At 69.0% G+C, this 24,118-nt stretch carries 20 protein-coding genes and 3 pseudogenes; 7 read left to right on the top strand and 16 right to left on the bottom strand.

The window, feature by feature from the left end:
* Positions 1–185: 185 nt before the first annotated feature.
* From ACZ6TV_RS53150 to ACZ6TV_RS53105, 10 genes and pseudogenes are all read right to left on the bottom strand, one after another.
* Positions 186–1,793: a GGDEF domain-containing protein gene (locus tag ACZ6TV_RS53150; protein WP_465309028.1), complete on the bottom strand. Its 1,608-nt coding sequence runs from the start codon at positions 1,791–1,793 to the stop codon at positions 186–188.
* Positions 1,794–1,965: 172 nt separating this feature from the next.
* Positions 1,966–2,649 (bottom strand): hypothetical protein, encoded by a 684-nt coding sequence (locus ACZ6TV_RS53145; protein WP_465309026.1) that lies wholly within the window; start codon positions 2,647–2,649, stop codon positions 1,966–1,968.
* A gap of 527 nt (positions 2,650–3,176) precedes the next feature.
* On the bottom strand, positions 3,177–4,061 hold the full coding sequence (locus ACZ6TV_RS53140; protein ID WP_465309024.1) for a replication-relaxation family protein: 885 nt from the start codon (positions 4,059–4,061) through the stop codon (positions 3,177–3,179).
* A gap of 272 nt (positions 4,062–4,333) precedes the next feature.
* Positions 4,334–7,192: a type IV secretory system conjugative DNA transfer family protein gene (locus ACZ6TV_RS53135; protein ID WP_465309022.1), complete on the bottom strand. Its 2,859-nt coding sequence runs from the start codon at positions 7,190–7,192 to the stop codon at positions 4,334–4,336.
* A gap of 311 nt (positions 7,193–7,503) precedes the next feature.
* Positions 7,504–9,355 (bottom strand): annotated as a pseudogene (locus ACZ6TV_RS53130) (VirB4 family type IV secretion system protein).
* Positions 9,352–10,038 carry a hypothetical protein gene (locus ACZ6TV_RS53125; protein WP_465309070.1) on the bottom strand — a complete coding sequence of 229 codons (687 nt, stop codon included), beginning with the start codon at positions 10,036–10,038 and terminating at the stop codon, positions 9,352–9,354. The pseudogene ACZ6TV_RS53130 and the gene ACZ6TV_RS53125 overlap by 4 nt, the downstream one beginning before the upstream one ends.
* A 105-nt stretch (positions 10,039–10,143) precedes the next feature.
* Positions 10,144–10,404 (bottom strand): annotated as a pseudogene (locus ACZ6TV_RS53120) (PrgI family protein); the annotation flags it as partial.
* A gap of 37 nt (positions 10,405–10,441) precedes the next feature.
* Positions 10,442–11,440 carry a conjugal transfer protein TrbL family protein gene (locus ACZ6TV_RS53115; RefSeq protein ID WP_465309020.1) on the bottom strand — a complete coding sequence of 333 codons (999 nt, stop codon included), beginning with the start codon at positions 11,438–11,440 and terminating at the stop codon, positions 10,442–10,444.
* Position 11,441: 1 nt separating this feature from the next.
* The gene (locus ACZ6TV_RS53110) at positions 11,442–11,831 is read right to left on the bottom strand and encodes a pilin (RefSeq protein WP_465309018.1); all 390 of its coding nucleotides are present in this window, start codon (positions 11,829–11,831) and stop codon (positions 11,442–11,444) included.
* A gap of 402 nt (positions 11,832–12,233) precedes the next feature.
* Positions 12,234–12,962 carry a hypothetical protein gene (locus ACZ6TV_RS53105; RefSeq protein WP_465309016.1) on the bottom strand — a complete coding sequence of 243 codons (729 nt, stop codon included), beginning with the start codon at positions 12,960–12,962 and terminating at the stop codon, positions 12,234–12,236.
* Between the two features lie 824 nt (positions 12,963–13,786).
* On the opposite strand from ACZ6TV_RS53105, the gene ACZ6TV_RS53100 reads away from it, so the two are divergent.
* Positions 13,787–14,494, top strand: a complete 708-nt coding sequence (locus ACZ6TV_RS53100; RefSeq protein ID WP_465309014.1) for a hypothetical protein — start codon at positions 13,787–13,789, stop codon at positions 14,492–14,494.
* A 519-nt stretch (positions 14,495–15,013) separates the two neighbouring features.
* On the opposite strand, the gene ACZ6TV_RS53095 is transcribed toward ACZ6TV_RS53100, so the two are convergent.
* Both ACZ6TV_RS53095 and ACZ6TV_RS53090 read right to left on the bottom strand, forming a co-directional pair.
* Positions 15,014–15,202 (bottom strand): hypothetical protein, encoded by a 189-nt coding sequence (locus ACZ6TV_RS53095; protein WP_465309012.1) that lies wholly within the window; start codon positions 15,200–15,202, stop codon positions 15,014–15,016.
* Between the two features lie 68 nt (positions 15,203–15,270).
* Positions 15,271–15,978 carry an MgtC/SapB family protein gene (locus ACZ6TV_RS53090; RefSeq protein ID WP_465309010.1) on the bottom strand — a complete coding sequence of 236 codons (708 nt, stop codon included), beginning with the start codon at positions 15,976–15,978 and terminating at the stop codon, positions 15,271–15,273.
* A 437-nt stretch (positions 15,979–16,415) separates the two neighbouring features.
* Here ACZ6TV_RS53090 and ACZ6TV_RS53085 point away from each other — a divergent pair, with 437 nt between their 5' ends.
* Positions 16,416–16,544 carry a hypothetical protein gene (locus ACZ6TV_RS53085; protein WP_465309008.1) on the top strand — a complete coding sequence of 43 codons (129 nt, stop codon included), beginning with the start codon at positions 16,416–16,418 and terminating at the stop codon, positions 16,542–16,544.
* A gap of 396 nt (positions 16,545–16,940) precedes the next feature.
* On the opposite strand, the gene ACZ6TV_RS53080 is transcribed toward ACZ6TV_RS53085, so the two are convergent.
* Positions 16,941–17,612 carry a FadR/GntR family transcriptional regulator gene (locus ACZ6TV_RS53080; RefSeq protein ID WP_465309006.1) on the bottom strand — a complete coding sequence of 224 codons (672 nt, stop codon included), beginning with the start codon at positions 17,610–17,612 and terminating at the stop codon, positions 16,941–16,943.
* 336 nt (positions 17,613–17,948) lie between these two features.
* Between ACZ6TV_RS53080 and ACZ6TV_RS53075 the strand changes: the two genes are divergently transcribed.
* Together ACZ6TV_RS53075 and ACZ6TV_RS53070 are read left to right on the top strand one after the other, a co-directional pair.
* Positions 17,949–18,458, top strand: coding sequence for a hypothetical protein (locus ACZ6TV_RS53075; RefSeq protein ID WP_465309004.1), 510 nt, complete (start codon positions 17,949–17,951; stop codon positions 18,456–18,458).
* Between the two features lie 335 nt (positions 18,459–18,793).
* The gene (locus tag ACZ6TV_RS53070; protein ID WP_465309002.1) at positions 18,794–20,419 is read left to right on the top strand and encodes a methyl-accepting chemotaxis protein; all 1,626 of its coding nucleotides are present in this window, start codon (positions 18,794–18,796) and stop codon (positions 20,417–20,419) included.
* 69 nt (positions 20,420–20,488) lie between these two features.
* Here ACZ6TV_RS53070 and ACZ6TV_RS53065 read toward each other — a convergent pair whose 3' ends face one another.
* Complete coding sequence (locus tag ACZ6TV_RS53065; protein ID WP_465309000.1) at positions 20,489–20,740, bottom strand: hypothetical protein; 252 nt, start codon at positions 20,738–20,740, stop codon at positions 20,489–20,491.
* A gap of 215 nt (positions 20,741–20,955) precedes the next feature.
* On the opposite strand from ACZ6TV_RS53065, the gene ACZ6TV_RS53060 reads away from it, so the two are divergent.
* Positions 20,956–22,215 carry a PKD domain containing protein gene (locus ACZ6TV_RS53060; protein WP_465308998.1) on the top strand — a complete coding sequence of 420 codons (1,260 nt, stop codon included), beginning with the start codon at positions 20,956–20,958 and terminating at the stop codon, positions 22,213–22,215.
* Positions 22,216–22,347: 132 nt separating this feature from the next.
* Here the strand turns inward: ACZ6TV_RS53060 and ACZ6TV_RS53055 are convergent.
* Positions 22,348–22,479, bottom strand: a pseudogene (locus ACZ6TV_RS53055) (hypothetical protein); the annotation flags it as partial.
* 275 nt (positions 22,480–22,754) lie between these two features.
* On the opposite strand from ACZ6TV_RS53055, the gene ACZ6TV_RS53050 reads away from it, so the two are divergent.
* The gene (locus ACZ6TV_RS53050) at positions 22,755–23,114 is read left to right on the top strand and encodes an STAS domain-containing protein (RefSeq protein WP_465308996.1); all 360 of its coding nucleotides are present in this window, start codon (positions 22,755–22,757) and stop codon (positions 23,112–23,114) included.
* Between the two features lie 193 nt (positions 23,115–23,307).
* On the opposite strand, the gene ACZ6TV_RS53045 is transcribed toward ACZ6TV_RS53050, so the two are convergent.
* A complete protein-coding gene (locus ACZ6TV_RS53045; protein WP_465309068.1) occupies positions 23,308–23,595 on the bottom strand; it encodes a hypothetical protein in 288 nt (95 codons plus the stop codon).
* Between ACZ6TV_RS53045 and ACZ6TV_RS53040 the strand changes: the two genes are divergently transcribed.
* The gene (locus tag ACZ6TV_RS53040; protein WP_465309064.1) at positions 23,483–24,067 is read left to right on the top strand and encodes a S8 family serine peptidase; all 585 of its coding nucleotides are present in this window, start codon (positions 23,483–23,485) and stop codon (positions 24,065–24,067) included. The two genes, ACZ6TV_RS53045 and ACZ6TV_RS53040, sit on opposite strands and share 113 nt — an antisense overlap.
* Positions 24,068–24,118: the final 51 nt, after the last annotated feature.

The following is a 24,118-nucleotide window of genomic DNA, read 5'->3' as shown; positions in this document are numbered from 1 at the left end:
CGGTCTGGCCGCGCGCAGCGGCGGCAGGTGGCCGTCGACGATGCAGGCGTCGGTGAGGTGGTCCGTCACAGCAGTGGTGTCGTGGATCGTTCAGGGGACGCTCGAGGCCGAACCCTGTCCGGCTGTCCGGAGGCGGTACGCGCAGCCGTGCCGGAAGCCTCCGCGGTTGTTACCGACGTCCGTGCCTACGCCCGATGGATGGACGCCGTCGGCGCAGCTCCGGTGACGGCACCCGTTGCCGTCGGCGCCGTGACCGCTGGCGCAAAGCCTGGGAACGCAACTACTCGGCCACCTGGACCCGCCGCGTGCGCCGGTCCGGGCGAGTTGTTCGACGTGTCGGTCGCGGCCCCGCCGGGCCGGCCTCTCAGTGAACCGTGCGCCGCCGCAGCGATCTCGATCTGCAGCGCCCGAACTGCGGCGTCCAAGGCATCCACGGCGGTGCTGAATCGCGCCGTCCTGGCACCTCCATCGGTGTAGAGCGGGAAGTCGATGCGCTGACCGCGATGATGGATTCGGACCCACCAACCGGTGTCGACGCCCTGTTCGATGACGGGATTGAGATGGGCAGTAGCGTCGACGCTGTGCGTCGGCGGATCGACCGCAATCGTGTGGGTCGCACCGTCGAGTGCTGGCGTCGCTGCCGTCACCGACCAGCCGGTCGGAGCGAGGTGGGTGAGTCCGGGCGTCGCCTCGGCGACACGGCGGATAGACGCGGCGACCTGCCGCGCGTTGTCGTCGGCGCGGCGGCGGTGCACCTGCTCAGCAGGGCTGATCCAGGTGCCGGCGGAGTCGTCGAAGACGAGGCCGGCGCCGCACCGGCTGCACCGGCGGACTCCGCCGGGCGGCGCCGGGTCGAGCGTCCCGCACTGCCAGCATGCCGGCGCGGGCGGCTGGGACGGTGCGGTCGGGGCAGCCGCTGGAACGTCCCGCCCTCGCCCGACGGCAACCGGTTCGGCGGATGCTGCAGCGGCGTGACGCCCGGACGGACCGTCCTGTCTCGGTAGCGGCACCTCCGATGACCGATCCCGGACCCGCCGACGGCGCCGCCCGGAACTAGCCGACGGCGTGCCGTCGCGGACGGCGTCATAGACCGCAACCCCGCCGCCGAGCCGCTTCGCCGTGTACATCGCCAGGTCCGCGCCGCCGAGCGTGGCATCCGGCCGGCCACCGTCCGTCCGGTGGATACCGGCGCTGAACCGGACGTCGATGACGTGGTCACCGACGGCGACCCGGTACGCCAGCGCTGCGATCAACGCCTCCGCGACGACATCGGGTTGACGGGCGGTGATCAGGAGGAACTCGTCGCCGCCGATTCGGGCGAGCGTGTCGTCGTCGTCCGTGGAGCCGGTGAGCAGATCGGCGATCCCGGCCAGGTAGGCGTCTCCGCCGGGATGGCCGTAGGTCTCGTTGACGCCGTGCATGTCGTCGATGTCGATCAACGCGACGGTGACCGGCGCGTCAGCGTCGGCGAGCCGGCTCTCCGCGATCCTGCGCGTCGGCAACCCGGTGACCGGGTCGGTGTAGGCGACGGTTAGCGCCGCGCGGAGGTCACCGACCCGCCGGCCCAGTTCCTCGGCCTCGTCGCCGGTCTCTACCAGCCGGGACTCGGCCACCACGAGCAGGATCGTGATCAGGAGGCTGCCGACGCAGCCGGCGACGGCTGGCAATCCCACCGGGCCGGCACCCAGGGCGGCGAGGACGAGGACATTGATGGCCAACGCCGTCCGGGGCACCGCCCGCCGCAACGCGCGGCCGAGCAGTTGCAGATTCAGCATGCTGTGCTCCTTCCACATCCGAACCGGACGGCCCGGATGGTTGATTGGGGGATCCGGACTTCGATCTGGCACCGCCGCCACGGGCATGCCGGTACGGGCATGCCGACGCGGCGATGCCGGAAAACACGAACAGGCGGACCGGAAAGTCCGGTCCGCCTGTAGGAGTAGCCGTTGAAACGTTGCGGGATGGTCAGCGCGCCAGCAGCGCCACCAGACAGTCCCTGGCGCTCAGCGCGGCGAGACGCCGGTTGACGTCCGCCAGGTACGACAGCCGAACGGCAAGCTGGTCACCGGATGCTGCCAGGTATGTGCCATGGACATCGACGAACGCGGCACCCGGCACGGCGATCAGCCACCCGAGGTGGGCATATGTGTGACAGCCGGCCTGGAAGGCCTCCAGATGACCGGTCGGCACCTCCATGATCCGGTTCGGCATGGCGTTGTAGGTCCGCATCGCCAGGACCCGCGGCTGGGCCAGGTACTGCTGCTGTGCCAGTGCGACCGGGTACTTGCCAGGGTTGGCGAGGTGCCGGTGCTGGAACACCCAGAACGGTTGAGCGACCGGTGTTCCGGCCACGACGGCGTTCCAGACGTTCCACCGGGACCAGAACCGGTTGCGGCCGGCGACGCGCATCGCGTCCAGGTCCAACAGTCGGATCGGGCCGCCCGCAGCGGTGTCCTGCCAAGGCTGCAGGAGTTTCCCCCGCCGAAGCCGGGTGGTGATCGTGAAATGTGCCGCCGGTGCGGCGTCGACCGATCCACCGGTCTGCTGTCGGCAGGTGGTGAGACGGGCAACAGCGTGCCGGTCGAGTTCGTGCAACGGGGTGCCGTTGGACAGGCACACGACGGTCAGGGCGTAGGACGGGTTGGTCATGGGGGCTACCTCCAACAGGGACAGACAGGCGGTGTGGCGTGCGATCGCAACCAGCGACCGGAGCACCGGGACATGACCGACGGCGGGCGCGGCAAGCTGACGCCAGCGCAGGCGCGACGATCGTGGAGCGGGAGGGCAGGGCGCCGACGGGCGTGGCAGGCCGACCGGCCGGGAGGGCGGGTGGGCGACTGCAAACGCCGGATCGTGGGCGGCGGGCCCGGGGTGGAGCAACCAGTGCAAAAGGTGAGCCCTGACCGTAGCCGGATCACCCAACAGCGATGCTGGCACCTCCGCCGACGCCGAAACATCCGTTGACCTGCGCTGTTGGGTGCCACCACGGCACTGGACGGGCGGCGGGCGGCGCCGCTGTTGGGTTTGTCGGCCGGATCGAAACGGCGTCATCACCCAACTGCCTGGTCATCCGGCCGCTCGCCCGCTCCAAGCAACTGCGCTCAGACCTGTTCCCGCATCCGCTCCCGCATCCGTCGGTGCCCGCGTCACCGCACCCGTAGGCCCGGCCGTCTGCGTCAGATCGCGTCGAGCAGCCGCAGTGGATCGTCGTGCGGCTGCGGCCCCGCGGGGTTCAGTGGACCGGGGTCGCCGTGGCCGCCGGGCAGCTCGGCAAGCCGGAGCCGGTGCCTGCCGTTGCCCGCCACCCGCCACACCGGACCGGCCGGCCCGTACGGGGCACGCAGCCGGCCCGGGTCCCGGGCGGCTTCCGGGGACGTGGTCGCCACCACCAGCGTGGGTTCCGGCTGATCGGCGAGCCGACGGTGCAGGTGCTGTTCCCGGGCCCGGGTCGGCAACACGAACAGCACGGGATAGTCCGGGCCGCCGGCGTCCCGGAGCCGCCGCTGCGCGGCGAGTTTGTCCACCAGTCGCCATACCGGTTCCGTGCCGCGGTCCAGCTCCAGGAAGAACCCGACCTCCGTGTCGCCGTCGGCCCACACGCCGTGTCCGTCGGGGTGGATCCGTTGCCCGAACGCGGCTGCGGTGTCTCGTTCCGACCACCATCGGCGTAGCCGCGATGTCGGGTGCTGCCGGGCGTGGCTGAGCAGCGCGACGAAGAAGTCGTTGACGGCCAGCAGGTGCAGCAGTGTCGGGCTGGCGTAGATGCGGTCCTGCCGGTCCCGTAGTTGGCGGATGCTGGGTGGGCGTTCGTCCCGGGCGAGTGCCGCGTAGCGGGCGGATAGGACTCCCGGCACCCAGCAGGCCGGGTTCGGTGCGCCGGGCCGGTTGCGCAGGAACCGGTCGACGAACTGCAGCACGTGCAGTTGGTGCAGTCGATGCCGGCAGCTGATGGAGCTGGTGAACAGCACCGCGGTGAGTTGGTCGGTGGTGAGGGTGGTGTGTTCGTCGAGCAGGGTCGCGATCGTGTAGTCGCGTGGCCGGAGCCGGTGTGACAGGTGCACAAGACTGCCCGCGGCGCGGGAAGCGTCCGGGGTTCGCCGGGCGACGGCTTGCATGGTTCCCGGTTCGGGCATCGTCCCTCGGGAGAGGTGTCGGGTTTCGGGTTGCGCAGACATGGAGGCTCCTACCTGGACGGTTCGAGGGGGAGGGTTGGCCTGGACCCGGCCGTGCCGGGCCGGGCACCGGCCGGTCCTGTGGCCGGTCCTGTGGCCGGTCCTGTGGCCGGTGCTGTGGCCGGGGGATTGGTTGGGGAGTCGTTGGGGGATCGGCGGGGTCAGCGGGCAGGTCCGGGTCCAGCGGATCTGGGCCGGTCGGCACTGGTGATGCGGGCGAGTTCCGCGATCGCGGTGCGGCGACTGAACCGATCGCCGGTTCCGTCAACAGCGGCGTCAACACCAACTGCAGCACTGGAGGCGGCACCGGAGGCGGCACTGGGGGCGGCCCCAGGGTCGACACGAGTGTTTTCGACCGGGTCAGCGTCCGTGCCAGCTTCCGTGCCAGCGGCCGGATCAGCGCCTGGATCAGCGTCTGTGCCAGCAGCAGGGTTGACCGTCCGGTCGGTGTCCGGTTGAGGGTGCGGTTCGGTGTTCCGGTTGGTTGGCCGGCCGCGCCGAGACAACATCCGGCGCCGGTCGGCGCCGGATGTTGTGCGCTGGTCGGCGCTGATGGCCGCGGCGACGGCCTGCCGCAGGGCGGTCGCCTCACCGACCACCGGACGCGGCGGTCGGGTCTGCAGCGTGAACGCGGCGGTCTCTCGGCCGTCGACGACGAGCCGGCACGCTGCCCGGTACGCGTCCATGTGCGACAGGTCATGCTCGGTGAGCTCCGGCTGTGTGTGCCGGGCCAGCTGATGCGCGTCCTCCGGCGCGCAACTGAAGAAGATCTTGTTGCGGGCGTTCGCGGAGATCGCCAGCTGGGTGTCCCGCGGCATCTGGGCCAGGTTCTGGTGGGCCAGGACCAGCCCGAAGTGGTAGCCGCGAGCCTCGGCGAGCATGTCCCCGACACTGCCCGGCAGGTTCAGGAAATTGTGTGCTTCGTCGATGTATGCGGTCGCGTCCCGACGCTGCGGCTCCGGCAGCCGCACTCGGCCGGTCGCCGCCTGCCACGCCGACGCGACGATGAACGACCCCATCAGCCGGGCGGTCTCCTCACCGATCTGCCCCTTCGGCAACCGGGCCAGCAGGATCCCGCCGTCCAGCACCCGCCGCATATCGAAACTCGACCGTGGCGCGCCGAGCGTACGGCGCACGAAATCCCGCAACAGGAACGCCCGCAGCCGTGACAGGACCGGACCGATCACCTGCGCCCGCAGCGGCGGCGGCGTCGCCTCGAACCAGTCCCAGTAGCCGCGGAGCCCTTCGGGGTCGTCGAGGTCCTGCGTGAACGCGTGCCGGAACTGCCGGTCGTTCAGCAACGGCGGGATCAACGTCAACGTGGCGTTGGACTTGCGCAGCAGGGTCAGGCACGCCACCCGCAGCGTGTCGTCGATACGCGGACCCCAATGCTTGGCGAAGATCCGGCCGAAGATGCTGACGATGTTGTCCACCACCAGGTCATGGTCGTCACCGGCGAGCGGGTTCAGGATCGCGCCGGGCGGCTGATCGGGGTCGATGATGACGACCCGGTCGGCGTATCTGGCCGGGATCCGGTCGAGCAGGTCGATGACCAGGTCGCCCTTCGGGTCGATGACGATCGTCCCGCGACGGGCGTGGATGTCGTCGAGAATCATGTTCAGCAGCAGGGTGCTCTTCCCGGATCCGGTAGACCCCAGCACGTGCAGATGCTGCCGGCTGTCGGCGACGTTGACCGCCACCGAGTGCCCGCCGACATCCGCGTTGCCGAGGACCTTCGTGCCACGGCCGCCGGACGGGACCGACACCGGCGCCGGTCGTGGAATCGCACGGGCCCGGTCCAGGCCCGGCACGGCGATGTCGTGGGGGAGCGCGGCGACGGCAGCGAGCTCCGTGGCGCCCAGCAGGAACCCGCGTCGCAGCGTCCGCCCGGCAAGGACCGCCTGCGGCCGCCGCACCGGGATGCGGCGCAGCCGGTTGCGGCCCGTGTACACGCCGAACGCGGCCACGACACCGTCAGCGAGCGTGAACAGCCGCGGCCGTAGGTCTGCGTCGTCGCCGCCAGCCCGTTGGGTCGGTCCAGACCGTCCAGCTTGTCCACATCGTCTGGGCTGGTTGGGCTGGACGGGTCGATCGTGGTGGCGGGTCCGGGCGACGGCGTAGCGGATGGCGACCTCCCACTGCGGACCCGCCAGTTTGTCGACCGCGGCGCGGATATCCCGGTCCCGGCGCGGATCCCCGTCCGGCAACGGCCGCTCCGACCGGCCCGAGCGGCTTGTTCCCCGACCTGTCCGGGCATGGCCCCTGCCGAGGAGCTCGACGATCAGATCGAGGCCTGCACGGAGCCACAGGACCGGGTCCAGCAGCCCGCCGTTCGGCGGTGTCCCGGACCGCAGTGCCTGCACCCCGCCGTGGAGCCGCCGTAGCTGCCTGCCGGTGGCGGGTCGGGCCAGGACCTGCACACACGCGTGCTCCGTGGTGTGCAGGCCCGCCGCCACCGCGATCAAGGTTCGCAACGGGTCGTTGTCGTGGCCGGTCTGCAGCGGAAACCATGCCGGCAACACCGGTCTCAGGGTGCCGCCGATCGCTGTTGCGTCGGCCGGCAGTGGTGGGTCCGCGGCGACGACCGTGACGCCGGCGCCAGGCCACGCGCCCTGGATCGCGGCGAGGACCGGTCCGGGCCGCACCGTGCCGGGCAGCCACACGGCGATACTCAGCGCCCGCCCGCTCCACCGGTATTCGACGGCGATGTGGCTACGGCCCTGTCGCAGCCGGCGCCGCCAGCCGACCCGCAGCACCTCGGCGATCGTGGCCCAGAACACGGCGACGCCGCGCGGGTCGACCTCCGGGGGCGGACTGATGACGATGACCTGCGCCCGCCGGGTCAGCAACCGCAGCCGGTACCGGGCCAGCGCCGCGCGACCGGCGAACCCGGCGGCGGCGAGGACCGTGACAGCGGCGGCTACAGCGCCGGTGGACCACGGATGCTGCCCTACCCAGGACATCACCCCGGCGGTGACGGCGGCGACGGTGTCCTGCAGCCAGGACGTCGGGAGCGGCACCGCAGATGGCTGCGGCCCCGGTTCGATCGTTGGATCTTCGAACAGGATGCGTGCGGACAACAGAGGGTCCTTCCTGGCGGACAGCAAAAGGGCCGTGGACCGCCGGTGATGGCGGGCCACGGCCCTCGGGTCAGTACCGCTGGTGAAGCGGCGGTGCTGTTGGTGCGGCGTTCAAAGGGCTCGCGGCCCTGGCGGTACGTCAGCTTGCTGTGCGTGTCACCCCTCGCCGGCAAGACCAGCCGGAACCGTCACGGCGCCGAGAACCCGTCCAGACCATCCAGACCGACCAGGTCGTTCACGTGTTCAGGCGTTCAGGCGTTCAGGTCGTCCAGATCGGCGAGGTCGATGTCACCGATGCACAGTCGGTGCTCATCCTTCGACGCGATCGACTGAAACCCGACCCGGTGACTGCCGGACAGCAGCAGCCCTTCACCGCGGCGAGCGCTCAACAGCACCCTCGCCTCACCACCGGTCAGCCCGAACGCTTCGCTGACCGCCTCGATCGCTTGCGGCGCCTGCCGCAACAGAATCTGGGTGGCCGCGTTGGCGACGACAACCCGCCCGAGGTCGGAGCCGAGCAGGTCACCGACGTCCTGCGTCACGACGGCCAGCCCGGCCCGGCGCTTCCTGGCGCTCTTGGCCAGCCGGGCCAGGAAACCTGGCTCCCGCCCCGTCGCGCAGCAAGATCCACGCCTCGTCGACGAACACCAGCCTCCGCGGCAGGTCTGCCACCGCGGTCGTGGTGGTGTTGACATCGCGCCAGATGGCGTCCAGGGCCAACAGCATGCCCGGCCCGCGGAGCTCCTCGGCAAGGTGCCGCGTCGACCAGACAACCAGCTGCCCGGTCGGCACTGTCGTGGTCGGCCCGTCGAACAACTCCCGGAACGACCCGGTCGTCCATGGTGTCAACCGCGCCGCCAACGTGTCGGCAGCGTCGGTGCGCTGCGCGTGCAGAGCCGCGCCGACGTCGCGGAGCAGCGGCGCAGGCCGGCCCCAGGTGCCCGGATCGTCGCTGATCCCTGCAGCGTCGTAGGCGTCGATGACGGCCCGGTCCAACGCTGCCTGCTCCGACGGCGGCAGCACCTCGCCGAGGAGCACCGCCACCAGCGTGTGCAGGAACATCGCCCGGTGGGTGCGCGCCTGCGGTCGACGGTCATCGGCGGGAATGTCCAACGGGTTGACCCGCACGCCGCCCGCGCCCAAGGCGATGCTCACCCCGCCGACACGTTCGGCGAGACGCAGGTATTCGTTGTCCGGGTCGATCACCGCGCAGTGCACGCCATCCGCGAGGGACCGCAACACCTCAAGCTTAACGAAGTACGACTTTCCGGCGCCGGAACGGGCCAGCACGACACTGTTCGCGTTGTGCTGCGCCCACCGGTCCCACCACACCACACCAGCGGAATCCCGGTTCGTCCCGTACAACATGCCGCCGGCCGGGACCGGATCGCCGGGCAACGCCGCGGGCAGGTCGGCGGAGGCGAGCGGGAACGCGGCAGCGACCGCGTCGGTGTCCATCACCCGCCGTATCCCGAGCCCGTCAACACCCAACGGCAGCGTCGACAACCACCCCTGCAACTGCCGCCACGTCGCCGGTTCCGCGTCCAGCAGCACCGACGCGGCCACCGCCCGAACGTCCGCGACCGCAGAGTGCAGCTCCGGCAACGAGCCGGCGTGCACACACAGGTACAACCCGACCCGGAACAACCGCGCCTGCCCGCGGGCGACCCGATCGGCCAGGTCGCCGGCATCGTCGGCGGCCGCGTCGGTCATCGGATCGGTCAACCGCCCGTGGCCGCTGTCGGTGCGCCGGTTCGACTCCAGCCGGGCCCGCTGCCGGCGCAGCCGCGCCGCCGCGACCTGCGTCGGCAGCGGCTCGACATGCACCACGACGTCGAGCCGGCCCGGCCACGCCAGCAGCGGGTCGAGCCAGGCGACGCCGACCTCCGCGGGATACCCAGTGACGATCAGGGTGGCCGCGTACCCGTCCCCGACCCGGAGATGCTGTGGTGCGTTCTCCACCGCTGCGGGACCGACGACCGCGGCCACCTCAGACGCCCCAGAGATTTCCGGTACCTCGACCGGCGTGTCCTCGGCCGCTGGTATTACAGTCGCTCTCCGGTCTGCACCAGCGGCCGGTCGCCGCCTGCGGAACACCGTCATCGATTGCTGCCTTCCTGTCGCTCGAGGGTTGGCCGGCCGTGGGTCACCACGCCGCCGCGACCGGTGATGACCGCGCCGGGGCGGGCCCGCCGCCAGCCCACGCCGGCCGGTGAGTACGGGTCGACGGCACAGGTGAGCACCGTCGTGGCGCGGTCGCCGTCCAGGACCGCGGTGTCCGCGCCGAGCGATGCCAGCGCTGTCGCGGTCTGCTCGGCACGGCGCAGCACCTCCCCGGCCCGCACCCGCACACCACCGCCGCTGACGCCGGGGCGCACGGGCGGGCCGGTGACGGCGACCGTGACGGTCCGGGACAACGGATCCCGGTCGCTGGCCAGGTTGGCGAGGAACACCGCATAGTCGCGGGCGACGCTGGCCAACGCCGGATTCCGCGCGGTGTCGGCTGCCTCCGCGATCCGCCGGGCGTGACCGGACAGGTCGACCCGCTGCGCGGAGATGACGATCTGGACCGGGTCGCTGAGGCTGTTGAGCCACCGCCCGAACGCGGCGAGCAGTGCCGCCTGCTCATCGCCGGTCCGCAGCCGGATGTTCACCGTTGTGCACGCCACCAGTACGACGGCGCGGTCCTCGACGTCGATGACGCCGGATGCGGCGATCGCCGTCGCCGGTAGGCGCAGTGGCGGTACTGCCGCGATGGGTGTGGTGGCCTCCGGTGCCCAGCCCATAACGGGAACCGCCCGCCCGCGCCTGCAGTTCAGCACGCTCCGTGCTGTCCGAACGGTCCGTGCGTTGGCTGCGGTGTGTGCAGTGGTTGCGGATACGAACCGTCGCGGGTGGATCGCGTGCCGGACAGCCGCAACGGTCCACCGGTCCATCGACAGGCCGTCACGGCGCCCGACAGCGATCACGACCGCCGCCCCCGCCAGCGGAATGAGTACCGCAGCGAGCACCGGCGCCGGCAGCACCGCGCCAACCGCCCGGTACACGCCGTACAGGGCCGCCGCCGCAACGGCGAGAATCGCGAGCTGCCGTGCCGTCAACCCGTACACGATCTTGTCAGGGGTGTCGACGTCGGCCGGGATCCACGCCATCGGCTCCGGATCAGGGTCCTGATACATGCGTACTCCTTCAGGTGAGCGGCCAACCGGCCGGCCGGCGCGGGCCGCCAGCGCCGCCGACCGACCCGCTGGATGCCCGGGCGCTGGCGGCGCTGCGGGTGCCGCCCAGGCGCAGCTTCTTGGTGATCTGCTGGATCAGCACGATCCGCAGGATCGCCCCGACCGGGTTCGGCTTCGACCGCGTGACGGCCTGACGCATCAGGCCCGGAATCTTCACATTCGCCCAGAACAGGCACAGGACAACCAGCAGGTTCAGCACCGGGTTGCCCTGCCCCGGCCAGCCCAGCACCTTCAGATTCGCGTCCGGGCTGAGAAAGACCGTCATCGTCGTATGCAGGGCGACGGCCTGGATCAGCACGGTGGCGAGGGTCGCACCGAGCGTGCGCCACCACAGCTTCGCCACCCCCTCGGTCTGCGGGGTGCCGTGCAGCGCCAACGCGATCGGCGCTACACAGGCCAACACGATCAGCAGTCCCACCCTGGCGATCCACTGCATGAGCAGCATCCCCACCAGCACCGTGACGAGCACCGCCAGCACCACCAACAGCAACGACGCCGGCGTCTGCTGCTGAGCCGTGCTCATCGACGCGATCGTCGTGTTCCGCAACAGCTGCATCGACTTCGACGAGCTGACGTCCTGCCCCGTCAACGCGCCGGTCAACGCGTTCGCGGAGGTGATCGCGGCGGAACACACCGGCAGCGCGAAGTTCGCCCCGACCAACCCGACGATGAGCCGCGGAACGAGTTCCTCCGCACCGTACCGGCTCTGCACGGTGTCACGGCCCAGCACCAGCACCGCCACCCACAACCACGCCAGGACATAACAGCTGTTCACGATCCGCAGCGACGTCGCGGCGAACGCCGCCACCTGCGGCAGCGTCGTGACATCCGGGTTGTCGAAGACCCCTTCTGCCAGCAGATCCCACAGCCCGTTCAGTGCCGACAGCACCGCCGTGCTGAACCACGTGAGGATCGGCACGAGAATGTAGCCACCGATCGAACTGTCCACGTCAGCCGCCGATCCAGCCCTTGACGACACCGAGCAGGACCGGCGCCAGCACCGCCAACGCGTATCCGAGCAAACTGTTCTTGAACGCCGAGTTCGACTTCTCGATCTCGGCCGGATCACCGCCGGCCGTCAGTCGGCGCAGACCACCAATCGTCAAAAACAAGGTGGCGAGCCCGATCAACAGGCCGGTGGCCCAGTTCGTGATGTTCGTGATGATCGCGTTGATACGCGCCGTCGGATTCGGGTCGGTCGGTGGTGCAGCCCATGCTGGTACTGCGATGAGGCCGACGATCAGCACAGTGACCGCGAACGCGCAGAATCGGCAGACGATGCGGCAGACCATGCGGTAGGGGGTGCGGTAGGGGGTGCGGTAGACGATGCGGCGGAACATGACGGACCTCCTGCCCCGCCAGGCGGGGCTCACATCAAGGGACGAAGGCGCCGCCGGAACCGGGACGAGACCGTGGGAGCATCGCTCCTTCCAGCCGCGAGTGATCGAGCGCGAACACAGCCACACCGGCCGGTCACGCCCCGGCACCGGGACGCCGACACCGGCCTCTGCTGAGACCGATGTCTTGCCTCCGAATGGCTGCCGACCGCCACCCAACACGGCACTGTTGGGCGGACCGCCACCCAACAGGCCACCAACACCAGCTACTTCGACATCCACATCCACGGCTGTGGACACCACCGTTGCTCGGTGCACTGTTGAACGCCAGACGGAGCCCCTCCCACGAAAGAGAACCGAGGGAACTCGGCTTCGCGACGACCAGCGCAGTCGCCGTAATTACCGTCAGTCCCGCCGAGCCGCATCCGGACGCAACGGCACGAACGCGAGGTCACCCGCACGGATCGCCGCCGCCAGCCGCAGTTCGGCCTTACGCCGCCACGACGACGCCACCGCCGCACTGACCCCCAGCAACCGTGCACTGTCGGCCAGCGTCGCCTCACCCAGGCGGGTCGCGCCGATCAGCTTCGCCTCGGCCGCATCCAGGACACCGGCCGCTACCGCACGGACCAGGACCAGATCTGGGTGATCCCACGGCAGGACCGGCGCGATCGGCCCGGCCACAGCCGCCCGCACCAACTGCGCATCAGCTTCGCGGTCCCGCGCCCGGCGCGCCGCCCGCAGCCCGGCATCAATGAGCCGACCACAGATCCGCGGCTCCGCGAGGTCCACCGTCTGCAACCGCGCAACGAACCCGACAATCAGCTCCGAGTCCAGATCATCACTGTCGCCACACCACCCAGCCGCCAACAGGCCGGCGAGCCGACGCAGACCCGGCATCGCCACACCAACCGCAGCGACCACCCACGCCGGACCATCCCGACGCGCCCGGATCACCAGCTCACGCCACACCCCATCACGAACCGCGACCGGCGTGCCCCACGCCAACAACAACCGGCGCAACTCAGGCAACGACAACACCCGATCGGGAAGCCCGTCGAACCCCCGCCCGTCAAACCCCACCTGCGACGGCGGCTGCACCAACAGGTCAAAGGCACGCTCAGCCACGTCCAACGGCGACGAAGGCCACCCCGACGGCCAGGAACGAGCACGCAGACCAGACGACCGGACCGATGCCCGAGCAGTGTACGGACCAGCAGACATGCGCAGAACTCCCTACGACAGATCGCACCACCCCAGTGGTGACGCATGACCTATCCGCGCACGCCGACCCAACACCAGCACCCATCCACGGCCCCACCACCGACGTCGTGAACCCGCCGGTGAACTATCCGAACCACGCCCGGCCACCACCGCGCACGATCGCTCACCTGCCGAAACACGCAACTGATGCCGGTCGTACCCGGGCAGTTGGGTGACGTTGCCGGTCGCACCGCCGCAGCTCCGCAGCGTCGACTGTCGTGGCAGCAGATCAACCGGGACCTCGTCCCTGCGCTCCGGCAACGGACAAGCCTGCACTGGACGGCACACAGACCAGAGTTCCGGCGCGAAATCCAGGTGGCTACCGGTGTCGGTGACTCGGCCGTGCCGTGCGACATCGCCTCATCGAACGGCCAGGCGGCCCGACCCAACATCGTCTGACAGGTCGGACCGTTCGACGGCGTGTTAGGTACCGGTTCGGATCACTGCCGGGTCTTGTCCACCCAACAACGGGCAACAGCAGGCAACAGCGGTCGGCCGCGGTGCAGTGTTCGGTCCGACCAACCCAACACGCCGATGCTGTTGGCTTCTGTTGCCTGGACCGTGCCCAACACGGCACGTTGACCAACTCCTGTCGGACGCCGTTGCCCCCGCCGATCCTGCACCACCGTCTGTTGGACGGGCATGTTGGGCACTTCGGTACTGCGAACACAGCCACCCGTGGGAGCCACCCGCCCATGACGGCACTTCCCAATTGGCGCATGCACCGCCAACCACACCCCGAACCTCACGACAGCAACCCCACTGCCGCCTCGAACGGGCTGGCTGCCCGTCAGGACGAACCGGTCGTGCTATGGCAACTCGACCATCGACGCGAACAGCACGACCGAGATGTTGCAGCCGACCCAGACAACGACTTCGCAGCACACCTCGCCAAGCAGCTCATCCTCATCTACACCGAACACGGACACGCCGTGCTCGACTTCGACAACGACCCCCACCTGCGCGCAGCGGCCCACGCCACCGGCCGCACACACCTCGCCCTCACCGACACCGCAGACATCGCCGAACTCGACACCCTCGACACCGAAGGCCAACCGGTCAGCCTCGTCACGATGCAATGGCCGCGAGCCACCCGACCCGCCGCGTCGGCAACATCGATCGTCGACCTATTCCTCGCATGCCAGCTGATGTCCGGAGGCAACGCCACGATCATCACCATTCGGCCCGCAGCGTCCACGGACACCACCGACGAACAGATTCTGCTCGCCGCCGAGGCCACCGGCTATGCCTGTTCACTGCGGATCCTGGCGATCAGCGCCCCGGGCCGCGGCGACGCGTTCGTGTACTACGCAACCGCAGGTGAAGCCGCAGCCGTCCAGTCCACCCTTACAGCTGCAGTGACAGTCTTTCTACCGTCCGCCCGTCACAATCGTCACACCTGACCCGAGGTATCCAGTCCCCGTTGCAGCGCAAGCTACGCCGAAACTTCAGCGGACCACAACTCGCCACCGTATAAGCCGCGACGCCGATGTGTCTTTTCGGTCGACAGACCCTCCTCGCACGCAACACGAGGATCGGCGGCGTCCTCCTCGGTTGGGACCGAGGAGGCGCCGTCCGGCGCCTCCTCGCACCCCGGACGGCGGCGAACCGTTCCATCAAAGCGCGCGGGAGCAGGTTCCGGCAGAGACCGAGCCGTCGAAGCTCCGGCTACGAAGCGGTACAGGCCAAGGGTGCGTGCCCTGCGGAGGAGGCGCAGCTGTCCGGAGATCGCTGCCGCATCACGGCCGCCACCGGCGACGTCGAACGCCGTCCTCAACGAGACGGAACCCACCTCGACGTAGATCAGCCTGGACCAGATGAGGTGCGTGATCTACGGCTCGACGCCAGAGAACGCCAAGTCCACGGAGGAACTCCATAACGCTGGACAGGCCTTACACACTCGGAGGTCGCAGGTTCTGCGGTCACTCGCGAAGCGGTGGGGTCGTGCAGGTGGCGCTCTTATCGAGTTGGTGGGCGTTGATGAGGGCGTGCCGGGCGATGAAGGGTGGCTGACCGAACTGGTGGTAGGCGGCCTCGCCGTGCCGGCCGAGCCAGGACGGGTTCCTGAAGGTGCTGCAGAGGGGGCACCACCACCAGCCGATCTCTGCCATGACCCAACCGTATTTCGCAGACGTCAGCTGACCGTGTAGAACGCGGGTGACGGGGGGTTTGTGTGCGTTCAGGCGTTGCCGGCGGATGGATCGTCGACGGCGGCGGCGAGAACACCGTCGAGGTCGGTCAACGCGGCGATCAACGGCGTGACGTCTCGGCTGCCGGTGAGGGTGAGCAGGACGGTGACGACGGGCGGTTCCTCGTTGCGCCGAGGTTGCTCGACGTAGAGTTCGGCGACCGTGAAGCTGCGGCTGGTGCAGGCGGCGATCGCGGCGCGCAGCACGCCGTGGCGGTCGAGGTAGGTCAGTCGTAAGCGCCATGGCGCGTACTTCGAGCGGGGCAGGTAGGCCGACAGCGGGGCGAAGGCGAGCACGACGAGGAGGTGCCCGGCGGTTGCTGCGACGGCAAGCAGCCACAGCCCGGCGCCGGCGGCCATGCCGACGGCGGCGGTCAGCCAGATCACGGCGGCGGTTGTCAGGCCGCGGACTGCGTCGCGGCGTACGAAGATCAGGCCGCCGCCGATGAAGCCGATGCCGGAGACGATCTGGGCGGCGATGCGGGATGGGTCGAGCACGACATGGTCGCCGACGACGTCGGTAAATCCGTGCTTTGACACCAGCATGATGAGCGCGGCTGCGAATCCGACGACGGTGTGTGTGCGTAGGCCGGCGCTCTTCTGCCGGATTTCCCGCTCCAGGCCGATGACTGCGGAGAGCAGCAGTGCGAGAGTGAGTTCGCCCAGTTGGAGCCAGCCTTGCCCGTCGCTGAACGCCATCACGCTAGCGTAGCCTCGTGACGTCGAGGAACTGTTCGTCGAGCGCACTCGTGCGGTCGACCGACCGCTTCCGCCTGGCCGGCAAAGGTCCCAGCACTGTCCATTGCGCGTCGGTTAGGACATGCAGCTGTGTCCCCCCATGGTGTCCACAGATCTCCGGTACAGGTTCTTGGCCGATGTACCACATACCCGGAGATCTCATCCATTGTGGATCTCGACACGCACCCGATCACGTCACGCCAGGCCACGGAGGTGGACCGTGCCCTGGCGAGACGGTGAGAATGGCCAGGTGAGCGCCACGGATCCCGACCGGAGACATTCGCCGCGGCGATGGGCGGTGCCCCCGGCACGACGGTGGATACGGCGATGTGAGCGTCGCGAACCCGGCCTGCCGTGGACCAGTGAGGTTGCATGCGTCGTGGAGGTCTCGACCGACGTTGGAACTGCACGCCGACGAGATCGCATACATCGCCACCTTCACGGCGTACCTCAAGTGGCGCTTCCCTGACGGCGAGGTACTGCTCGACGGCCTGGTGGGCCATCCCGACTCATCATGGCGCGGATGACCCCGACACGATCCAGGTAATGCTCGACGCGGATCTCGGAACGCAACGACCTGAGCGCGACCCCGAGGCGCCCCGAGGCGCCCGCCCGGCTGAGCCATCACGGCAATGTCGAGGAGGCAGGCGGGGCGTCATCCTCGCATTCGCGGTATTCCACGCTCGGTTGCAGCTCGGTTGGTGCACCACTCGTAGAACCGGTACCGCGGCAGGTGTGCGATCGCTCACGGGGGGAGGCCGGGTGCAGGTTGGCGTGGCTGCGGTGCGTCCTACCGAGACCATCGCCTTCCGCAGCACGGCAGCTGCCGCGCCGAGCTGCCAGGCTCGCCGAACGTTCCGTCACCCCTTGCGTAGCCGCCGTCCAGCGTGGGTCCAAGGGCCGACCCGCTCGGCACAGGTGACTCAGTCAGCGGGCTGTAGGCGCTTGAGGTGTGCGGCGGCGAGTGCTTCGGCGCGCCCGACAGCGTGATCGCGGATCGCCTGCGCCAGTGCCCGATGGTCGCTGTCGATCTGCTGCCACACCGCAGGAGATGGGTTGCCCTGCATCTGCGTAGGGGTGACCTCGTACAGGGGCCAGGCCAGGATCGACAGGATCGGGTTGCCGCTTGCCGCGGCGATGGCGCGGTGGAACGCGGCGTGGGCGGTGAGGCACTGGTGCAAGTCATCGCTGTCCGGGTTGAATAGCGCCGCCTCAAGCTGTTTGAGGTCGGCCGGTGTGCGGTGTTGGGCGGCGAGGCCGGCGGTTGGGACTTCGATCATGCGCCGGACCTCGAACGCGTCGTGCAGGGTCACCGCACCGGCCGCGACGAGCCGCCCGACGCCCGCGGCGAAGGTGCTGCTGATTGTGTCGGGGTCGGGGACCGCGACGTAGTTGCCGCCCTGCCTGCCATGGATGGTGATGATCTGCTGGGCGCCGAGTTGGCGGAGCGCCTCGCGGACAGTGGTGCGGCTCAGCCCGCTCGACGCCTGCAGCTGTTGTTCGCTCGGTAGACGCTGACCTGGCCTCCATACACCCGACAGTATTGCTCGCCGCAGGTTGGCGGCGAGCGCCTGATAGGCGGGAGGGCTGCTCATATGCGCTCAGGTTATGACCGGTGTCTGCCTGACACGAGAGATCGACGGTCCGTCACACTTCCGAGTGGCCGGCGCGCCCAGCCACTGTGGGTACGGCTAGCGCAGAAGGGCTCCGCTGGCACGAGGCATACCGGATGGGCCTCACCACCCCGCCTCCAAACGACGGATGCTGCGCCATCGTCCACGTCACTGGCGGAGTCGGTCACGCCGCTAGGAATGCGCCGCGCATCGAGCACGAACTTCCGTGAAGTGCCTGATCGTCGTGGTGCTCACTGCCATGGCTGCTTTGCCGACACGCTGGCGCGCTGCAGTACGGCGATGCGCTGCAGTACGGCGATGCGCAGTGAGTCTGATCAGCCGCGACCGCGGCTCGAAGCAGACCAAGGACGGGCAGGCGCGCCGTCCGGTAGGTGCCCGTTCCGGATACGCCTGCACCGGATCGTCGAGTTGCTCGCCAGGGCGAACGGTGGGCTCAATACGTTGCACTCGACGGCGGCGGCGCGCTTCGCAGGCAAGCCGGCGAAGCGGTTCCACTCGGCCGACGATCCGGACACGGGCGTGGTCGACGGTGACCCGGTCACCGAAGAGGCGGGTGCTCACGCCAGCGTGGAGATGAAGGGGACGTCGTCGTCACGGCCGACCCAGCCGGTGCGCTCGCCGCCATCACCGCGGGCCGGCGCCAACACGAACAGCAGCTCGTCGGAGAAGCCCGAGTCGGTCCGGCTGCGCGAGAAGTCGTGGGTCGGCGCGGACGCCGTCGACCGGCTCACCGAATGGGTCCCAACCTTGGGCGTCGAGCATCAGACCCCCCAGTCCCAGCAGATCGATAAACGTCTATCAAATTAGGACAATCTTTACCTATCGACAAATACTTTCAGTAATTGACTGATGCTGAAAACCGCGTCGTTGGCGTACTGCCGTCAGTCCTGCCGGCCGACCAGCTTCTGGCCGCCGCGCTTGACGCCACTGCGGAAATCGCCGGAGTCGCGACGCCGACGCCAACCATGGCGTTACCAGGCCCAACGCACTTCCGGTCTGGCTCTACGGCGGCGATACGCAGCGTCACATCCTTCTGGGCCGACCGGACCGTGCCGCGGGTGTCGCTGCCGATTGGCTCAGGGTGCTCTTGAGGGTGCCGATGGTTGCGGAGGCGGTGCAGGTTGCTTTGGGGGGTCGAGGCGGTGGCGACACAGACGGCGGATGCGACTCGGCGGGGCTGGTGGGCGTGGATCCGCGATCTCCGGATTCGTACAAAGGTCCTGACGGCGGTGGCGATCGTTGCCGGGTTGAGCACCGTCGACAGCGTGTTCGCGCTGCAGGAACTGGCCACCACGAACGCGCGGGTTGACACGGTCGCCGGGCACACCCGCCAAGTCGAGGCGACCGGTCGGCTCCGCGACGCGGTATATCAGGCCAGGATCAACTCCCTGGACCTGTTCCTCGCCCAGACTCCGGCGACGGTCACTGCGAAGACCCAGGCGATCGACACCACCACCCGGGCCGTTACGGACGCCGAGGCGACGGTACGTGCGCACGGGCTCACGCCAGCGGCACAGCAGGCTCTGGGCACGTTCGACACCGCATGGTCCTCGTATCTGACGGTCCTGCGCGGCGAACTGCAACCACTCGCCGCACGTGGCGACCTAGCCGGCATCGAAACGGTCCGCACAACGAAGATCGCCCCGCTGACAACCCAGGTCTCCGCCGCGCTGGACACCCTTGTGACCCAAGCCGAGCTGAGCGCCGGGGCGCAGCAGGAGCAGGCCGACGCCGGCTACCGTCACACGCTGCGTGTCGTTATTGCCGTACTGGTAGGGACCCTGGCGTTCGGGCTGCTGCTCGCGTTCGGGCTGGCCCGGCTGATCTCCACCGGCCTGCAGCGGTGCATGACGGCGTTGCGGCGCATCGGTGCGGGGGACCTGACCACCCGCGTCCACGTCGATACCCGCGATGATCTCGGGGAGCTCGCCGACACCCTCAACGCCACCGCGGCCGCGGTCGGTGACACGGTCCGCCGGGTCGCAGACAGTGCGCACCTGCTGACCGACACGTCGGCGCTGATGTCGAGCGTCGCGACGCAGCTGTCCAGGTCGGCGCAGACGTCGTCGCGGCAGGCCGCCGCCGTCCTGGGCGAGGCGGGCCAAGTGTCGGGCAACGTCGCGACCGTCGCGACCGGGGCGGAGCAGATGGGCGCGGCGATCCGGCAGATCACCTCCAACGCTACCGAGGCATCCCGGGTGGCCGCGGACGCCGCGCAGATCACCGATCGAGCGCAGCTGTCGGTGCAGAACCTCGGAGCCTCATCGGCGCAGATCGGGTCGGTGGTCAAGCTCATCACCGCGATCGCCGAACAGACCAACCTATTGGCCCTCAACGCCACCATCGAAGCGGCCCGGGCCGGTGACGCCGGGAAAGGCTTCGCCGTCGTTGCCGGGGAGGTCAAGGACCTGGCGCAGGAGACCGCACGAGCAACCGAGCAGATCGCCGCGCAGGTTACCGCGATCCAACAGGAGACCGACGGCACGATCGCCGCGATCGGGCAGATCGCCGAAGTCATCGGCCGGGTCAACGACTACACCGCGACGATCGCCTCGGCTGTGGAGCAGCAGACCGCTGTCACCGCGGAGATCTCCCGCAGCGTCGCCGAGACCGCCACCAGCGCCGGCAACATCGCCGCCAGCATCGCCGGCGTTGCCCGCACCGCCGACGCCGTCACCACCGGAGCCACCGAAACCCAGCAGACCGCCGCCACCCTCGCCAGCATGTCCACCGGCCTACGTGACGCCATCGCCACCTACACCGCCTGATCAGGACGAACAGGCGCTGAACACAGGCGCGGCGTTGCAGTCAAGCCTTGTCTGTGCTGCAGCAGGTAACTATCCGGGCGGCGGTACCTGCCGCTGCGGCGGTCCACTGGTCTTGGAGGCAGGGGATGCCGGGGTACTGTCCGAGCGGCGGAGGTGTTTGATCATGGCTTGCGCCTGGTCGAGTCTGGCGTGCTGTCCGACCAGGTCGGTGGCCGGCACACCGAGCTCGGCGAGCCGGTCCAGGACCACACGCCAGGCATGTGCCTGCTGATCCAGTTCGTGGAGCAGGGCGGCGATGTCGGCCTCAGCGCCCTGCTCCACGTATCCACCGTACGACCGACCCAAGGTGTTGTTCCCACCAACCGCGACATCCGCGACTGGGCGGCTCGCGGATCGGGGCGTGTGCCGGTCGGACCGAGGACGGCCTGTACGACGTTGCTCTGTGTCAGCAGCCGGTCCGCCGCCTGTCTCGTTGAACGTCATGCCGGGTGTGTCGGGCCCGGCGTCGCTGTCGCTGTGGGGGGAGGTGCCGTCTGATGCGTCGAACGTTGACTGCCGTGTCTGTGCTGGTGTCTGTGCTGGTGGTGGCCGCTGGGGCAGCGGTTGCTGGGCACGCGTTGCATGGTGTGGTGTCGCAACGGCCGGTCGTATGGACGCCGAACGTCCTGGACAGGGCGATCGCCGGGATGGCGGTGGTCGGTGACACCGTCGTAGTCGGCGGGAACTTCACGAGCGTCGCCGACGCGGCGACCGGCAGTCGTGCCGTGCGCCGGTCGCTGTTCGCGTTCCAGCTCGGCACCGGTCGGATGCTGGACTTCGCGCCCGAGGTGAACGGCCGGGTCACTGCGGTCGCGCCTGGGCCGGGCGGGACGGTCTACGCCGCGGGCACGTTCACGAAGGTCAACGGCGATGCCTGGCCCGGCCTGGTCCAGCTGGACGTCGGCACCGGCCAGCGGGTAGCGGGGTTCACCGCCACCGCCGGGGCAGGACAGATCCGCACGATGACATCGTCCGGTGCGTGGCTGTACATCGGAGGCAGCTTCACCAGCATCGGCGGGCAGCGTCGAGCTGGTCTAGCACGCCTGTCGGCCACGACCGGTGGAGTGGACGCTGGGCTCGACCTGCGGCTGGCGCGCCGCGACGGTGGCGTTGTGAAGGTCGAGACGGTCGCCGTCACGCAGGACGGTGCCCGCCTCGCCGCAGTCGGCGCGTTCGACACCGCCACCGGCGCGCCGCGCGCGCAACTGCTGCTCGCCGACGTCGGCGGCCCGGATACGGCGTTAAGCGGGTGGTCGACTGAGATCTATGCCCGCAAGTGCAAGACCCTGTACGACAGCTATCTGCGGGGGGTTGACTTCGCACCGGACGGTTCGTACCTCGCGGTCGCCGCGACCGGGGGGATGGCGGGACCGACGTTGATGTGTGACAGTGTCGCCCGGTTCGACGTCGCTGGTGCTGGTGCGCATCAGCCCGTGTGGGTGAACCGGACCGGCGGTAACACCCTGTGGTCTGTCGCGGTTACCGACGCCGCGGTGTACGTCGGTGGACACCAGCAGTGGATGGACAATCCCCGCGGTCGTAAGAACGCCGGCCCGGGTGCCGTATCAAGGCCGGGGATCGCCGCTGTCGACCCGGTCACCGGCAAAGCACTGCCGTGGAACCCGACGCACAGCCGCGGCGTCGGCGTCGAAGTCCTCGTCACCTGCTCCGCTGGGCTCCTGGTCGGTTCCGACACCGACCAACTCGGTGGCACCTACCACGGCCGTATCGGGCTGCTCCCCACCTCGGCGGTTTGAACGAGACGTACCAACCGAACTCACGCAGCTTCGGCATGCCCACCACCTGCCAGGCATAGCCCAGCACGCCACAGTCGCGGTTCGGATAGGCGCCCGATCAGTGTTCGCCGAGATGGAAAACGCGGGATCGTCTCAGCGATCACCCATTGCAGTAGCGGTACACGTGAGTGGCGAGCCAACGTACTGGCCTGCGTTGGAGACGGAGAGGCCGCCCACGCGTTTGCCGGCTGAGATGAACGGTGCCAACGCTCCGCGGAGTTTGCCCGCGTTAGCCGAGGAGAGATCGACCTGATAGTCGACGCCGTCAAACGCCGAAGGTCAAAGTCTCGTCAGCAGGTTCGCCGTCGATGTCGTCAAAGAGTTCATGAAGATTCTCGGCCGCCGCATCCGGCGGCAACCTCAGATGCCCGATCGGTGCATCTCAATGCTCTGGTCGCGACGGGGCGGCAGGCATCCGCCCGCGCTTCGACAACTGCGGTGCCGGGCGCGGTCTCCGATGTGTCGGAGCGGATGTCTGGCCGCCGGTTGTCGGGAGGCCCATGGTGGAGATCGCCGTGACACACGTATCTGGCCGGACCGTGGTGATGGTTTCGGGTGAACTTGACATCGCCACCACTGCGCAGCTTCGGCGGGTCTTGCACGGCTGCATCGACGACGGTGCGACGGCGTTGATAGTCGACCTGACCGAGGTGGCGTTCCTGGACTCGACTGCGCTGTGTGCATTCGTCGGCGTGCACAAGCGCCTGCGTGACGACGGTGCTGGACTGACGCTGGCCACCCCGCATGAGCGGTTGCTACGGATCTTCCGAATGACCGCGTTGGACCGGGTGTTCACGATCGTCGCAAGCATCGGCGACGCGGATGTCAGCTCGTCCGGCCCCATTCAACCTCCAACGTGATCTGCCCAGTCGATCGGCGCGAGCCGCCTCGATGAGGTGGTACGCCGAACTCGAGGCGTACCGGCCCTGCGACAAACACAGCAGGAACCTCCATCGGTTGCAGGTCGGCTGCCCTGAGGACTTCGACTTGAATCGGCCGGATCGGTGTACTGCGACCGGTCTGAGCCTGTCGGGCGGTTGGCTCGAAGTCGGGCTACATGGTGACGGCAGCGCGCGCTTGCGGTGATCGTTGGTGCAGCACAGTCAACATCCCGGCGAAGGAGTGCAGGGTGGGCCACAACCAGATGGATTCGCGTCGGCGGCGCCGAGTCAGTGCCATGATCGCATTGGTGGCGATCCCGGCGGCGTTGAGCGCCCCGATGCCTGGGATGTTGCGGTCCGCGGAGTCGCGGACAGACGGAACGGCGTGGGCGAGCACCACGGATACCGCGTCGCCGGCGACGTCGCTGACCGCGGTACGCGCCATCATCGGTGCGGACACCGGCCCTGCTGCCGCATTGACCGGCAGGGGGGTGGGTGTGGCGCTGATCGACACCGGTGTTGCGCCGGTACCGGGATTGCCGGCTGCAAGCGTGGTCAACGGACCAGATCTGTCGTTCGAATCGCAGGCGCCGGAACTGCGGTACCTGGACACGTATGGGCACGGCACACACCTGGCCGGCATTATCGTCGGCAACGACAAGGAGTCCGGCGCGAAAGGCATCGCCACCGACGCAAAACTGACGTCGGTCAAGATCGGTGCCGCAAGCGGTGCTGTGGACGTATCACAGATGATCGCGGCGATCGATTGGGTAGTAAAGCACCGCAATGACGACCCGGCCAACCCGATCCGTGTCATCAACCTGTCCTACGGCTCCGGGGGCAACCCGCCCAACTGGACCGACCCGCTGCAGTTTGCCGTGGAGAAGGGGGAGTTGACCCCTGATCTTGGACACCTGGAACCTGGATCTTGAGTGGTTCGGGTGGATGGGAGTCCTGGAAGACTATGGCTATGAAGCATTACC

This window comes from Dactylosporangium sp. NPDC051087 (assembly GCF_055586325.1).
The sequence above is the reverse complement of the archived record's forward strand: the minus strand, read 5'-3'. Positions and strand labels throughout refer to the sequence as shown.

Bases quoted from the DNA above. Each gene is read 5' to 3' on its own strand.
- ACZ6TV_RS53145 (WP_465309026.1), bottom strand. From the start codon at position 2,649: ATGACCAACCCGTCCTACGCCCTGACCGTCGTGTGCCTGTCCAACGGC.
- ACZ6TV_RS53125 (WP_465309070.1), bottom strand. From the start codon at position 10,038: ATGGGCTGGGCACCGGAGGCCACCACACCCATCGCGGCAGTACCGCCA.
- ACZ6TV_RS53080 (WP_465309006.1), bottom strand. From the start codon at position 17,612: ATGAGCAGCCCTCCCGCCTATCAGGCGCTCGCCGCCAACCTGCGGCGA.
- ACZ6TV_RS53075 (WP_465309004.1), top strand. From the start codon at position 17,949: ATGCGCAGTGAGTCTGATCAGCCGCGACCGCGGCTCGAAGCAGACCAA.
- ACZ6TV_RS53095 (WP_465309012.1), bottom strand. From the start codon at position 15,202: ATGGCAGAGATCGGCTGGTGGTGGTGCCCCCTCTGCAGCACCTTCAGG.
- ACZ6TV_RS53100 (WP_465309014.1), top strand. From the start codon at position 13,787: ATGACGGCACTTCCCAATTGGCGCATGCACCGCCAACCACACCCCGAA.
- ACZ6TV_RS53150 (WP_465309028.1), bottom strand. From the start codon at position 1,793: ATGTGGAAGGAGCACAGCATGCTGAATCTGCAACTGCTCGGCCGCGCG.
- ACZ6TV_RS53060 (WP_465308998.1), top strand. From the start codon at position 20,956: ATGCGTCGAACGTTGACTGCCGTGTCTGTGCTGGTGTCTGTGCTGGTG.
- ACZ6TV_RS53090 (WP_465309010.1), bottom strand. From the start codon at position 15,978: ATGGCGTTCAGCGACGGGCAAGGCTGGCTCCAACTGGGCGAACTCACT.
- ACZ6TV_RS53110 (WP_465309018.1), bottom strand. From the start codon at position 11,831: ATGTTCCGCCGCATCGTCTACCGCACCCCCTACCGCACCCCCTACCGC.
- ACZ6TV_RS53040 (WP_465309064.1), top strand. From the start codon at position 23,483: ATGTTGCGGTCCGCGGAGTCGCGGACAGACGGAACGGCGTGGGCGAGC.
- ACZ6TV_RS53050 (WP_465308996.1), top strand. From the start codon at position 22,755: ATGGTGGAGATCGCCGTGACACACGTATCTGGCCGGACCGTGGTGATG.